A 13,811-nucleotide genomic window follows, 5' to 3' on the forward strand; every position below is an offset into this window, starting at 1 on the left:
AGATTAGTTTTTTATTAATAAAATAATAAACTTACTAATCATGACTATACTGAACTTTACTCCATAGTAAAAAAGCATCTGCTTGAGGCTTTTGTTGTATCAATATGTATAAATAATGCGAGCAAGTAAAAATGGGTACGGACAGGTTAAAAAAGTTATTATCTCACCAGCAAGGCATTTTATCTAAAATTGCATTAGGGGCACCTTTAAATGAGGTGCTTACTGAAATTTGTTTATCGATAGAAAAAATTATGGATGATGAATCTGCTAGGTGTTCCATTTTATCAGCTAAAGGCGAGCAGCTTTTTCATTGTGCAGCCCCAAATATTCATCCAGAGTACTGTGGTTTGCTTAATGGAGTTTATATAGGGCCAAAAGTGGGTTCATGTGGTACTGCTGCATTTTCGAAATCGCGCATAATTGTAGAAAATATTGAAACTTCACCACTGTGGGAGGACTTTAAAGACTTAGCGTTAAAGTTTGATCTTAAGTCATGTTGGTCAACGCCTATTATGTCAACTCAAGCTGATTTGTTAGGCACCTTTGCTATTTACCATAGCAGCCCTAAAATTCCATCAAAACAAGATTTAGAATTAATAGATTTTTTTGTACACTTTTCAAGTATCGCTCTTGAAAAAAGTAACGAATTTGAAAAGGCAAAACAGCTTGTCGCTAATTTACAGCACAGTAATGAAAAATTTAAAGCCTTTACCAAAGTAATGCCCGATCTCATCCTTATTTTAAGCGAAGAGGGCGTATATACCGATGTTTATGGTACCTCTAATGAGTTACTGCTTGAGTCGACGGTAGATATTATTGGTGAAAATGTTAAAGGCTTACTTCCTCAAAAAGATGCGCAAATGATAATGGCAGTCATTGCAAAAACGTTGTCGACTAACGATATGCAAATCTTTGAATATGAATTAAATGTCCCGAAGGGGAGTATAGTTTTTGAAGGACGAGCCGCTGCTTTAGATCATTACCACCCTGAGAACCCGACAAAAAGGCATATTGTATGGATGGCCAGGGATATTTCAATAAGGAAAAAAGCAGAGCAAGAAGTTCATAAGCTCGCATTTTATGACCCACTCACCAATCTGCCAAATAGAAGAATGCTTAGTGATAGGTTAAACACGTGCGTAGAGAGCATAAAAAGTATAAAAAATATTGGAGCTTTATTATTTTTAGACCTAGATAACTTTAAGCGTATTAATGATTCGTTGGGGCACAGTGCCGGAGACGAAGTACTTGTAGAGCTATCAAAAAGATTAAACGCCATAATCAAAAGCTCAGACACGTTGGCTAGAGCCGGTGGCGATGAGTTTATTATTTTACTTGAAGACATAGGTGAAAATACAAAGCAGGCAATTTATGAATGCGAATCCGTGACTAAAAAAATTCAGAGCGTGTTTCATGATAATTTTGAAGTCGGCGAACTTGCCTTTCAAGTAAGTTGCAGCATAGGTATTTGCCTAATAGACAGCGTAAATGCACAAACTGATAATATATTAAAGTTTGCCGATACTGCTATGTATCGCTCTAAAAAGAAAGGCGGAAACAGCAGTAGTTTTTACGATCCTGCGTCGCAAACTCTGCTGGAAAAGCAAACTGAGCTTGAAACCGACATTGTTAGAGCTATTGCTTCTGATGAGTTTTGTGCTTATTTTCAGCCACAAGTTAATACTTGCGGAGATATTATTGGAGCTGAAGCGCTAATTAGATGGAACCATCCGCAAAGAGGCCTGATAGCACCAAATGAATTTATACCTATAGCCGAGCAGTACGGACTTATACAAAAACTACAAAATGCAGTATTACGCGATATATGTATTTTAATTAATGAACTTAAAGAAGCCAGCGCTATTGACGATTCGTTCTGTGTTTCAATTAATATTAGCCAAAGTCAGTTTAATTCATCAAATTTAAAAAAGGAGCTGTTTAGTACTATAAGCGAGTTTGATATTCGAGCTTCACAAATTAAGTTAGAAATAACCGAGTCGATGATCTCAAACGATATAGAATATACAATTAAACAAATGAAAGAGCTTATTGCTGCAGGCTTTTTGTTTTCGATTGATGATTTTGGAACTGGGTATTCTTGCTTAGCTTATTTAAGTGCGTTTCCTGTTAAAGAACTAAAAATAGATAAGAGCTTCATTGATAAAATTTTAGACAATGACATTGGTTTTAATATCGCGCAAACAATTATCAGCTTAGGAAAAAGCTTAAACTTAGCGGTAGTGGCAGAAGGTGTAGAAACCGCTGAGCAGTACAATTTACTTAAAAAAATGAATATTGATTCGATGCAAGGTTACTTAATCGCAAAACCAATGGATAAGGATCGCTATTTAAAATGGCATAACGCTAAAAATAAGCCTCACAATCTCATTACTTAAAGCTCAACGCAATTTAATAGCAATAATCTAACTGCTCATTTTGGTACTGGATTATTTATTGCTCTTAGTGATGAAATTTCACAATGCAGTCTCCCCTAAAGATTTTTTTGTTAAACAGTGCTAAGCTACGCCCGCTTAAATATATTATTTAAAGCTTAATCAACTTATAACAATGAATGGAAGCTTTATGCAGTTAGTCGATTTGAACCCTAATGACCCCGATGTAGTCAATGTATTTGATGATATAGACCGACTTATAAACTCTTTATATCCTGTTGCTACCGCGCAGTCTCTTGAGTTAGACGAATTAACCTCACCTAATGTATATGCTATTGGTTTAAAAACCGAAGAGGGAATTATAGCCTGCGGTGCGATTGTAGAGAAATTTGATACTCAACCTTATGGCGAAATAAGACGTTTGTACGTTAAACCAAGCCATCGTGGTAAAGGGCTATCGAGACGTATTATGCAAATTTTATTGCATCAAGCTGGTGAAAAGCAAATCCCGTTAATACGTTTAGAAACAGGCCCAAAGCAAATTAAATCGATCAGTTTATATGAAAATTTAGGCTTTAAACGTTGTGGCAGCTTTGGCTCATATGTCGATAATCCACAAAGTGTATTTATGGAACTAGGGCTTAGCCAATAAGTTAACTAGCTATGCGGCATGTTAAAGTTTAACGTGTCGTAAATATCCTTCCCTACAATCACCCATTATTACCTTGCAATAAACGTTATTCTTAAAACTAATCACTATAAAAACTCTTTTTATAGATAAGCAAAAAATACTTCACTGTTTTTAACACCTGTCTTCGTATAAAATCTGTCTCGATAATTAGTAATTAACTTACAAAGCGAGAATTTTTATCTTTTCTAATAGTAGCGATAAACCAATGAGCGAAATAACAGTAGTAACCCACAATGGTAATTTTCATGCAGACGACGTTTTTAGTATTGCGGTACTTAAACATATTTTGCCAGCGTTTAAGCTTGTTCGTACTCGCGATAAAGCGCTTATAGAAAGTGCTGATATTGTTGTTGATGTAGGCGGCGAATATAACCCAGATACAGGTCGATTTGATCACCATCAATGCGGTGGTGCGGGTGAGCGTGAAAATGGTACTCCTTTTTCATCATTTGGTTTAATTTGGAAAAAGTACGGTTTAATGCTTTGTAATGATAATCAAGCAGTAGCAGATAGAGTTGACTCTGGTTTAGTATCGACTATTGATGCCATTGACTGCGGTTATGTAAAAGGCGTAGTTGAGGGCATAACACTGAGCCAAACAATTTCAATGTTTAACCCTACATGGGAAGAAGAAAGTAACTTTGATGCCTGTTTTGATGAGGCTGTTGAATTTGCAGCGCGTATGCTAACGCGTTTTATCGCTTCAGCTCACGGTAGTGTTAATGCAAAAGCGATTGTTGCTAAAGCAATTGAAAATGCAGAAGATGCTCGAGTAATCGTGCTTGAAAAATACACCCCATGGAAAAAAACAGTGCATATTTTATCAAGCGATGCGTTATACATGGTTTATCCGTCGCATTCAGGGCAGTGGATATTACAAACAGTGCCAGTTGAGCCAGGCTCATTTGAAGATAGAAAATCGCTTCCTAAAACATGGTCAGGCCTATCTGATGAATCTTTTGTAGATGAAACAGGTATTGAAGACGCTGTGTTCTGTCACAATGGTTTATTTATAGCGGGTACTAAGTCGTTTGAAAGTACAATGAAGCTTGCCGCAATGGCATTAGCTGAATAAGTAAAATAGCTAAGTAACAACATTTGTACGTTACTTAGCTAATTAAATTACGTGAGAACGTTATGTTTGAAGTAAAAACTATCGCGCTATTTGTCATAACTGCTCTTGCCGAAATTATTGGCTGTTACCTTCCTTATCTTTGGCTTAAAGAGGATAAAAGTATATTACTTTTAATTCCTGGTGCTTTAAGTTTAGCTTTATTTGCTTGGTTATTATCTCTCCACCCTGATGCAGCAGGTCGTGTATATGCAGCTTATGGCGGCGTATATATTTGCGTTGCGCTATTATGGTTATGGGTTGTTGATGGCGTAAAACTCACTATGTGGGATGTTATTGGTGGAGCTGTTGCTTTACTGGGTATGGCCATTATTATTTTTGCACCTAAAAGTGTTTAATCTCGTCCAATTTCCTTTTGTTAAAATATCCTATACTCAAATAAATTAAACTGCAGAGATAGGAAGCCAACTATGAATATTTACAAATCACTGTTTTTACTCTTTGGCTACCTTGTTGTGATAACTGCTTGTAGTAAAAATCCTTTAAAAACCAATGTTATTACCTCGATACCTACGCCTTGGTGGGAGCCATTAACGCCTGATGTTGTTATTAATAACAATGAATTTTATTTACAAGGTTGCTCGTCTATCACTCGAGTTGCTAGTGAAGGCAGTATAAAAACAGCAAGCATTATTTTGAATATACCTACTCGGTTATTGTCTGGCTGCCCAGAAGCTCAAAGTAATAAACGGCTTAAATACGATGGCATGTATCTTACATTGACGCTTTGCAGAGTAGCCTTTGGCGCTGGTGGCTGCGCAGATGAGCGCTATAGAACTCTTAATTTTGTTAATTGGGAAGAGTATATAGGTATTACATGGCTCAAAAGTGAACAGTACGAAGCATGGCGCAAACTTGGATCTACATCTTCAAAAGCAGACTCAATAACCAAAGTAACAAGCAATTAAGCAATAATTTATATACTTCTGGTAGTAAAATTAACCATCATGACCCGCTATACCCTGTTTAATCATAAAGCTAATTAGTACCGAAGCCTTATTAATTAAGGGCTCACTGGTTTTACAATAAAGCTGGTATTTATAATCTTAAAAATTACTCGTTACGAGTAAAAATACTTGTTGGACTTGAATCCCTATTTTTCTTTTAATGCGCGCAATCAGCCGATACTCACTATTGGCATTCATCAAATAAAAGAGAAAGATAAATGAAAGAAACAACATCACTAGAACAAGCTCGTACGAGCTACAATGTTCGTCATTGGAGCCAAGGTTTTTTTGGTATTAATGATCAAGGTGATGTGTATGTGGCGCCAAAGGCACATGCCCCAGAGCAAACCATTGCATTAACAGATATCGCAAAACAACTACAAGACAAAGGTTTAAGCCTACCGGCTTTAGTTCGTTTTCCGCAAATTTTACACCATCGTGTACACAGCTTATGCGGCGCATTTAATACTGCGATCGAAAACTATGGTTACCCTAAAGACTACCTATTAGTTTACCCAATAAAAGTAAACCAACAACGTGAAGTGGTTGAAGAAATAGTAGCAAGCCAAGCACAAGTAGAAAAAAAGCAACTTGGTTTAGAAGCAGGCAGCAAGCCTGAACTACTTACGGTACTAGCACTGGCTGAAAAAACCAGCGCGGTTATTGTATGTAACGGCTACAAAGATAAAGAATACGTACGTTTAGCACTTATTGGCGAAAAGCTAGGTCATAAAGTGTATATCGTACTTGAAAAGCTTTCTGAGCTAGACATGGTACTTAGCCAAGCAAAAGAGCTTAACGTAAAACCACGCATTGGTATTCGTGTACGTTTAGCATCGCAAGGTAAAGGTAAATGGCAAGCGAGTGGCGGCGAAAAATCAAAATTTGGTCTATCTGCATCGCAAGTTTTACATGTAGTTAATCGTTTAAAAGACGCAAACCAGCTTGATTTACTTCAGCTAGTACATTTTCACTTAGGGTCACAAATGGCGAACATTCGTGACGTACGTTTAGGTGTAAGCGAAGCGGCGCGTTTTTACTGTGAGCTACGTAAGTTAGGCGCAGAAATTGATTGCCTTGATGTAGGTGGTGGATTAGCTGTTGATTACGACGGCACACGTAGCCAATCGCATAACTCTATGAATTACAGCTTAGCTGAATATGCAAATAACATTGTGTACACCATTGGTGATACATGTAAGCAATATGAGCAACCAATGCCGACTATTATTTCTGAGTCGGGTCGTGCGCTTACAGCGCATCATGCTGTGCTTATTTCTAATGTTATTGGTACTGAGAGTTACACGCCAGAAGATTTAATCGCGCCAGTAGCAGATGCACCACTTTTATTAAAAAACATGTGGGCGTCGTTTGTACAGTTAACTGACTTAACAAATGACCGTGCATTAATTGAAATTTATCACGACAGCCAAGGTGATTTAGCTGAAGCGCATAACCAATTTGCACTAGGTTTACTCGATTTATCGCAGCGTGCATGGGCTGAGCAAATTAATATTCGTATTTGTTATGAACTTAACAAGCACATGGATAATAAAAATCGTTTTCATCGTCCTATTATCGACGAGTTAAACGTACGTTTAGCCGATAAGTTTTTTGTAAACTTCTCGTTGTTTCAATCGCTTCCAGATGCATGGGGTATTGATCAGGTGTTTCCGGTATTGCCATTAAGTGGCTTAACTGAAGCACCAAAAAAACGTGCTGTATTACTTGATATAACTTGTGATTCAGACGGTGCACTTGAGCATTACGTAGATGGACAAGGTATTGAAAGTACATTACCAGTACCAGAGTTTAGTGCTGATAAACCATACTTAATGGGCTTTTTCTTGGTGGGTGCTTATCAAGAGATTTTAGGTGATATGCATAACTTATTTGGCGATACGCACAGCGCGATTGTTAATATGGATGAGCAAGGAGTTGCTAGTATTACCGAGATAAACCAAGGCGATACGGTTGCCGATATGATGCGCTATGTACATTTAGATGTTGAGAGTTTTCAGCAATCATACGAGCACTTAGTAAGCACTAAACTTGAAAAACACGAACAGCAAAGCGTTTTAGACGAATTGCAAAGCGGCCTTGATGGCTACACTTATTTAGAAGAGTTATAAGCAATGTCGACTTTGTTTGGTCACGCAGATCACTCATTGTACTCAAATGGGATGACGTTTTTACGTCGTCCTATGGTGCAAAATATTAATGCAATTGATGCAGACGTAGTGGTTTTAGGCTTACCGTTTGATTTAGCAACATCGGGTCGCCCTGGCGCACGTTTAGGCCCTGATGCAATTCGCAGAGCGTCGGTTCATTTAGCATGGGAATACACTAAGTACCCATGGACGTTTCCGTTATTTGAACGCTTAAAAGTGGCAGACGCAGGGGACTTTACTTACCCTGTTGGCGATCCTGAGTATTTTACTGCGCAACTAGAAATGGCTGCTGAGCAAATACTTCGTCAAGGTAAAACGCTATTAGGTTTAGGGGGCGATCACTTTGTGACGCTTCCGCTATTACGTGCTCATGCAAAAATACATGGCAAAATGGCGTTAGTACATTTTGATGCGCACACCGATACCTATAGCAATGGCTCGCGATTTGATCACGGCACTATGTTTTATCATGCTCCAATGGAAGGGCTGATAGATGTTGAGCACAGTATACAAATAGGTATTCGTACCGACTTTGATCAAAGTAAACACGAGTTTGCTGTAATTGATGCAATGCAAGCTAACGATTTACATGCAAATGATATTGCAGCGCAAATACTCGAACGAGTAGGTGACCTACCTGTTTACTTAACCTTTGATATAGATTGTTTAGACCCTGCGTTTGCGCCTGGTACAGGCACTCCTGTGTGTGGTGGTTTAACGTCAGATAAAGTACTTAAAGTACTGCGTGCGCTTAAAGGCATAAACATGGTAGGTATGGATGTGGTAGAAGTTTCACCTTCGTATGACCAAAGCGAGCTTACCGCAATTGCCGCTGCAACCATTGCGAGCGAATTACTGCATTTGTGGACACATAAAAATAAGTACTAATAAAGCTAAATGTAAAAGGGCACACGTTACGTGTGTCCTTTTTTATATTTATTTCCTAGCATTATCAATACGCTCTTGTGCACTTGGGTGGCTAGATAAATACTCTAATAAGTTATTCACTTTTTCGAGATGTTCGTTTTCGCTAGTATGTGCACTTTGCAGTGCTTCAATTGCATCAGCAAAATCATTGCTCGAATATCCTAAGTGTTCAAGTTGTATGAGTGCAAAGCTATCGGCTTCACGTTCCATATTACGTGAAAACCCTTGCTGAGCAAACGATGCACCTGTACCTAATGCAACCTCTGCAACCCCTTCTAAATCACCAAATACAACCGCTAACACAATCGTACTTGCGGCAGATTGCGCTGTAATACGAACGCTATGCTGGTGGACTACATGGCCCATTTCGTGTAGCAATACCGCTTTTAGCGCATTGGGTTTATCGGCAAGTAAATTGGCTAACTCATCGGTGACGACTATGCGACCATGGGGCAGTGCGAATGCATTAGCGCCAAAGCTGTCTGATTTATAAAACGATAATCTATAAACTGATTGATCAAGCGATAACGCATTAAGCATATCTTTAAAGTGTGCTTGTACTTTAGCTTGCTGCTCTTCTGGCAGCTCACTTGGGTCAAGCGCAATTTTTTTAATAAGGGTAAAACTCTGCTCACCCATTTGTTCCACAACATTACGTGGCAGGGTATCAACACTGTAAACAGCAATGGCCGGTACCGCTTTATAAAGTACTAACCACATAAAAAGTGGCGTAAAAATTACGGCGGCTAAAATGGCCCATTTACTTTTTTCAAGACGCTCCATTACGTGATGGTTATTTTCTTTAAATGGCCATCTGTAACTTACATCTAGTGGAATAAAACGACTACCATCTTCAAAGTTTAGTTCGTCAGCAAGTCCTGCCATCCCCGAACTTAATTTTAGACTTGAGATTGCGTGGCGAGCTATAACGCGTTCATCGTTGATAACTTCAATGTGTGTGTCGCTAATAGTTGCAACACACACTTGATAGTTACTCGATGCTTTGGGGAAAAAATGTCCCTTTACATGCATAGTGAGCTCTTAAGTTAAAGAAAGGTCAATATCGAATACGTTTGCAGCTTCTTCAGCAAATGATGATTGCTGATCCTGCGCGGTATCAATCAGATTCAATGCACCAGGATAAATAGTGACGTTAGTTACATCGGCAAGCATTTTTGATGTACGTACTTTTGTCCATGGGTATGCAAGCCCTAAAGAAAATACAATAGCCAACATATTAGTGAGTAGTAAAACAGCGAAAGGAACTGGTTTTAGCTCTGATTTAAATGTAGCAACGCCTTCAAAGTGGCTGTTATCGAAAATGTGATTACGAATAGCGGCGTGCCATACAGCTGAAACTATTGCAATCATCAGTACGTAGGCAATCATCATAAATATAGGAAGCATAACCATAGCAGGGGAGTTTTCTAAGTTTTGTGCATTTTCAACATCTAATAAGTTGAGGCCAAATAATCCTAAAATCCCCATAAATACCACCATGGTGATAGAGCTGACCACAAAACAAATTAGCGCTGTTAGGTAATAGGTTTCGCCTTTTAGATTTACAGTAAGTGGTTTGTCGCCGTAACTAATGTTGCTATGGATATAGCTATCAATACGCTTTATAACATAAGGCATTAATAAATAAAGCGTAAATATGCTTGCTATAGGTAACAGTATAAAGTTAACAAAGGCTTCGCCATAACTGCCTTTAAAAGCAAAGCGAACATTACGATGGCGCGTCATACGCAAATTAAAACGTAAACCTTGGTTAATAATCCATGGCATTAAAAAGATAAAACCAATAGCAATAAACAGGCCAAGTATAGGCATAAAGCTAATAGAGAATGTATAAATAAAAAACACAATAACCGCTAAAATCCGGCCTTTTAAAATTTGAATTGGCGTTGCTAGGTAGTCAAAGCTATGACCATCTATGCGAGTATGACCGTAAAAGTAGCGATGTGTACGTACTTTAGCCCACGCTGAGTATATGCCGAGGGTAATAACACTCAGTAATATATTTACAATCCAAATGCCAAAAAACTCACCGCCTTTACCACTAAACTGCACTTTTCCGCTAAAAATGGGTTCAGCTGGCTCATTTACTGGTGGGTTTGCTTCGGGGGTAGTAGGGTGTATTGATTCCATTAAAATTATATCCATGTTGTTTTTTTGTTAATTTACCTAAATTTGGTGCAAAATTCAATGTTTATAATAACACCACAGTTTTGCAAGTAGCTGATTAAAAGACTATAAGTAATAGCAGTAGGCTTAAAACTGTGTGACTATTAATTTTAAATTAAGCACAAAATTAATATAATTAGATATCTGCTTTATCGCACTCAACTTTTAACCGTTTTTAAACACATATGGATTTTTATTATGCTGCAAGCTGTTGTTTTAGGCGGGGTAGAGTTTAGCCCTTTGATTATTTACTTTCCTATCGCTTTTATTTTAACAGCCATTACACGTTTTATATTACATCGTTTAGATTGGCACGACCGTATTTGGAAGGTGGCCTGGTTTGAGGTGTCTTTATTTATTTGTTATTTGGCCTTAACCGTTTACCTACTCAGTGGAAGATAAATTAGATGACAAAATATCTACGTATACTTTTAACCATAATCGTTGTTATAGCCGCTGTATTTGCAGGACGATGGGTATGGACTGATTACATGCATACTCCTTGGACTCGAGACGGCCGTATTCGAGCTGAAATAGTCACCGTTTCGCCCGATGTGTCGGGGTGGGTAACTGGGCTAAACATTAAAGATGGTCAAAATATAAAAAAAGGTGACTTACTTTTTAGTGTTGACAACAAACGCTACCAAGCGGCACTTGATAGGAGTAAAGCGACTACTGAAAATGCTTTATACACTTGGGAGTTGGCAAAACATAAACTAGCTCGCCGAAAAGGTTTAAACACTCAGCAAGCAATTAGTGAAGAAGGGCTTGAGTCAACACGCATTAATTCAAAAATAGCAAAAGCCAATTATGAGCTTGCAAAAACAGATCAAGCATTAGCTCAACTTAACTTTGATAGAACAAAAGTGTATGCCCCCGTTAGTGGACAAATTATTAACTTAAACTTACGCCAAGGTAATTACGTAGCTCAAGGCACATCGGTATTTGCCATTGTAAAATCAGATTCGTTTTACGTTACGGGTTACTTTGAAGAAACTAAAATTCCTTTAATCCATGACAATCAAAAAGCTAAAATATCACTGTTAAGCGGTGGCAAGGCTTTAACCGGGCATGTAATTAGTGTGGGTAAAGCCATTGCGAATACAAACACGCAAAGTAATACACAGCTTTTACCCGTGGTACAGCAAACATTTAACTGGGTGCGTTTATCACAGCGAATTCCTGTTGATATAAAACTAGATTCGGTGCCTGAGGATATTCAGCTTAGCGCCGGAATGACCGCCACAATACACCTCAATACTCAGTAGGGAGAACGCCTTGGGTGATGTATTGAGGAATTTGTTTTTTCCTAAAAAACAGGCCATTATTTTTGCAACAAAAGGCGTTATTGCTATGGCAATGTCGTTAAGCGTTGCTATGTATCTCAATCTTGATAGGCCTTATTGGGCACTAGTATCAGCTATATTTTTGCAGTTACGGCCAGAAAGCGGTTTAGTTGTAGAAAAAGCAATTTGCCAAATTGTAGGCACTATTATTGGTGGCTTATTTGGTATATTGCTGCTTACTCAGCTTATGCCTTACCCTTATTTAGCGCTTGGGACTTTAGCATTGTGGCTTGGGTTAAATTCAGCGCTTTCGGCAATGGTGCGCCAAGCTAATTTTGTTTATGCTTTTGCAATGGCAGCTGTAACGGCCGAAATTATAGTACTTTTAGTTATGGCAAACCCAACAACAGTAAGCAGCCAAGCTGTGTTTGATATAGCACAATCGCGTATGAGCGAGATAGTGGTTGGGTCTATTTGTGCGGGGTTAGTTAGCCATTTATTTTGGCCAGTTAAAGTTAAAGAGACATTACAGGTTCAAGCTCGCTCTGTTATTAACCAAGCACTTAACTACCTAGTTACCGAAATAGACACAAAAGGCACCCACGAAAAACGTCATCAGCAAATCGATGGAATTATGGCCACACTGGGCGTAATAAACGAAGACTCAAGTGCTGTAAGGTACGAAGGCCCGAAAGGCCCTGGTCGTTCGCGCGCTGCTAACCAAGTTTCGCAAAAAGTGCTCTCGTTACTTGCTTTAATACAAATATTTGGTCGTTTACAGCGCAGCCACACTGAGCTAATCACCCCCGACTTAACCAAGCTAATGCAAAACTTAAGTGATGTTTTATGCAATATTGCAAAGTCAGATTGTTTTGAGTATTGCGCGGGTGAAGTAAAAACATACAGAAAAAACTTAACAGCCCTTAAAGCTGATAACCAAACAGACTCTCCCTTTGAATCTCATATGCTGTCACTCGCGTTAGAAGTGGCCTCAGAGTTAACCGTTTTACTAAAAGCTTATAAGGCACTTGAGGAGCGAGACAAAAGCTTACTAAATGCCCCAAGTATGCTTACTTATCGCGACCCGCTAGCAGGTATTTTTGTAGGGCTTAGAACGAGTCTCGTTTTTGTTATTGGCGCATGCATTTGGATAAGTACAGGCTCGTCAGCTGCATTAATGATCATGATTTTACCGGTAATTTTTTCAATCATGTTAGCGCGTATTCCGCTTGCCATGTTAAAGGTGGTAATAAAGCGCCTACTTATTGGCATAGTGGTCGCATCAATTGTAACTATTTTTTACGCGCTTAATTTATTATCGCAAAGTGGTGGGCAATTAGAGATTTTAATTTTAGTGCTAGCAGGCCCTTACTTTTTAGGATTACTACTGCTTGGCGATAGAGCTACACTACCTTACGGTTTAGGGTTTTGTATTCCGTTTTCTATTTTAGTGCGTCCAAGCACCGATATGAGCTTAGCGTTTTCTATCGACTATACATTAAGCGCTGCCATGGCTATTTTTACAGGTGTGAGTATTTTGTTTTGGGTATTTCATTTAATAACAGGGCCCAGTGTACGCTTGCTTGTGCATAGAGTGTTTAAAACAACTCATCAAGATTTGCTTCAAATACATCAGCAGCGAACACCAGCTATTTGGTATAACCGTAGAATGTCTGACCGCTTACTGCGCTTAACTAACTACGATCAAGGGTCGCATTCACGCGCTATTACCGATTTAGCCTTAACGGCTTTAAATGTAGGGCATGCATCTATTCGCTTGCAGTCAATTTGTACAAATCTAGCGGGTAAGGATTTAAAGCAACTTATTAGCTGGCAGCAATCCCTTGCAGATGCTTTTTTATTAGCTACTAAAGGTAAGTGTAGTAATGAGTTTAAAAATAAATCGGACGCCTTATACGCAGAGCTAGTAGATGCAGCAGGTGAAAGTAGCCAAGTAGAAACCATTAAAGGGATGTTTATGCGCATTAATCTCACTTTTGAGAGAAGCGCTAAAAAAATAGCGAGTTTAGATGTCGCTTAATAAGCACTTTTGTATTTTTGAAGTTCAGAAGTGATT

General features: G+C 38.6%; 12 protein-coding genes. 10 read left to right on the top strand and 2 right to left on the bottom strand.

Annotated elements, in window-relative coordinates; translation table 11 throughout:
- The first annotated feature begins 131 nt into the window (after positions 1-131).
- From I6F49_RS12950 to speB, 7 genes are all read left to right on the top strand, one after another.
- Positions 132-2,396: a sensor domain-containing phosphodiesterase gene (locus I6F49_RS12950; RefSeq protein WP_166419115.1), complete on the top strand. Its 2,265-nt coding sequence runs from the start codon at positions 132-134 to the stop codon at positions 2,394-2,396.
- A 187-nt stretch (positions 2,397-2,583) separates the two neighbouring features.
- Positions 2,584-3,045, top strand: coding sequence for a GNAT family N-acetyltransferase (locus I6F49_RS12955; protein WP_166419114.1), 462 nt, complete (start codon positions 2,584-2,586; stop codon positions 3,043-3,045).
- 244 nt (positions 3,046-3,289) lie between these two features.
- Positions 3,290-4,159: an MYG1 family protein gene (locus I6F49_RS12960; RefSeq protein WP_197180854.1), complete on the top strand. Its 870-nt coding sequence runs from the start codon at positions 3,290-3,292 to the stop codon at positions 4,157-4,159.
- 62 nt (positions 4,160-4,221) lie between these two features.
- Positions 4,222-4,554: a YnfA family protein gene (locus I6F49_RS12965; RefSeq protein WP_197180856.1), complete on the top strand. Its 333-nt coding sequence runs from the start codon at positions 4,222-4,224 to the stop codon at positions 4,552-4,554.
- Positions 4,555-4,626: 72 nt separating this feature from the next.
- Positions 4,627-5,124, top strand: a complete 498-nt coding sequence (locus I6F49_RS12970; protein ID WP_197180858.1) for a hypothetical protein — start codon at positions 4,627-4,629, stop codon at positions 5,122-5,124.
- 257 nt (positions 5,125-5,381) lie between these two features.
- Positions 5,382-7,295, top strand: coding sequence for a biosynthetic arginine decarboxylase (gene speA, locus I6F49_RS12975; protein ID WP_197180860.1), 1,914 nt, complete (start codon positions 5,382-5,384; stop codon positions 7,293-7,295).
- A gap of 3 nt (positions 7,296-7,298) precedes the next feature.
- A complete protein-coding gene (gene speB, locus I6F49_RS12980; protein ID WP_197180862.1) occupies positions 7,299-8,222 on the top strand; it encodes an agmatinase in 924 nt (307 codons plus the stop codon).
- A gap of 48 nt (positions 8,223-8,270) precedes the next feature.
- Here the strand turns inward: speB and I6F49_RS12985 are convergent, their stop codons facing one another.
- Both I6F49_RS12985 and I6F49_RS12990 read right to left on the bottom strand, forming a co-directional pair.
- Complete coding sequence (locus tag I6F49_RS12985) at positions 8,271-9,293, bottom strand: M48 family metallopeptidase (RefSeq protein WP_197180864.1); 1,023 nt, start codon at positions 9,291-9,293, stop codon at positions 8,271-8,273.
- 9 nt (positions 9,294-9,302) lie between these two features.
- A complete protein-coding gene (locus tag I6F49_RS12990; RefSeq protein ID WP_197180865.1) occupies positions 9,303-10,412 on the bottom strand; it encodes a YjgN family protein in 1,110 nt (369 codons plus the stop codon).
- 234 nt (positions 10,413-10,646) lie between these two features.
- Here I6F49_RS12990 and I6F49_RS12995 point away from each other — a divergent pair, with 234 nt between their 5' ends.
- From I6F49_RS12995 to I6F49_RS13005, 3 genes are read left to right on the top strand one after another with little or no spacing between them, the layout of a single operon-like run.
- Entirely contained in the window at positions 10,647-10,850 is a 204-nt protein-coding gene (locus tag I6F49_RS12995) for a DUF1656 domain-containing protein (RefSeq protein ID WP_024600681.1), read from the top strand.
- A gap of 5 nt (positions 10,851-10,855) precedes the next feature.
- Positions 10,856-11,716 carry an efflux RND transporter periplasmic adaptor subunit gene (locus tag I6F49_RS13000; RefSeq protein WP_197180867.1) on the top strand — a complete coding sequence of 287 codons (861 nt, stop codon included), beginning with the start codon at positions 10,856-10,858 and terminating at the stop codon, positions 11,714-11,716.
- Positions 11,717-11,726: 10 nt separating this feature from the next.
- Entirely contained in the window at positions 11,727-13,775 is a 2,049-nt protein-coding gene (locus tag I6F49_RS13005; RefSeq protein ID WP_197180869.1) for an FUSC family protein, read from the top strand.
- The last annotated feature ends 36 nt before the right edge of the window (positions 13,776-13,811 follow it).

Origin of the sequence: Pseudoalteromonas sp. SWN166 (assembly GCF_015864485.1) — a bacterium.
In the GTDB taxonomy this organism is placed as follows: Bacteria; Pseudomonadota; Gammaproteobacteria; order Enterobacterales; family Alteromonadaceae; genus Pseudoalteromonas.

Coding starts and splice junctions, on each gene's coding strand:
- I6F49_RS12950 (WP_166419115.1), top strand. CDS start 132: ATGGGTACGGACAGGTTAAAAAAGTTATTATCTCACCAGCAAGGCATT.
- I6F49_RS12955 (WP_166419114.1), top strand. CDS start 2,584: ATGCAGTTAGTCGATTTGAACCCTAATGACCCCGATGTAGTCAATGTA.
- I6F49_RS12960 (WP_197180854.1), top strand. CDS start 3,290: ATGAGCGAAATAACAGTAGTAACCCACAATGGTAATTTTCATGCAGAC.
- I6F49_RS12965 (WP_197180856.1), top strand. CDS start 4,222: ATGTTTGAAGTAAAAACTATCGCGCTATTTGTCATAACTGCTCTTGCC.
- I6F49_RS12970 (WP_197180858.1), top strand. CDS start 4,627: ATGAATATTTACAAATCACTGTTTTTACTCTTTGGCTACCTTGTTGTG.
- speA (WP_197180860.1), top strand. CDS start 5,382: ATGAAAGAAACAACATCACTAGAACAAGCTCGTACGAGCTACAATGTT.
- speB (WP_197180862.1), top strand. CDS start 7,299: ATGTCGACTTTGTTTGGTCACGCAGATCACTCATTGTACTCAAATGGG.
- I6F49_RS12985 (WP_197180864.1), bottom strand. CDS start 9,293: ATGCATGTAAAGGGACATTTTTTCCCCAAAGCATCGAGTAACTATCAA.
- I6F49_RS12990 (WP_197180865.1), bottom strand. CDS start 10,412: ATGGAATCAATACACCCTACTACCCCCGAAGCAAACCCACCAGTAAAT.
- I6F49_RS12995 (WP_024600681.1), top strand. CDS start 10,647: ATGCTGCAAGCTGTTGTTTTAGGCGGGGTAGAGTTTAGCCCTTTGATT.
- I6F49_RS13000 (WP_197180867.1), top strand. CDS start 10,856: ATGACAAAATATCTACGTATACTTTTAACCATAATCGTTGTTATAGCC.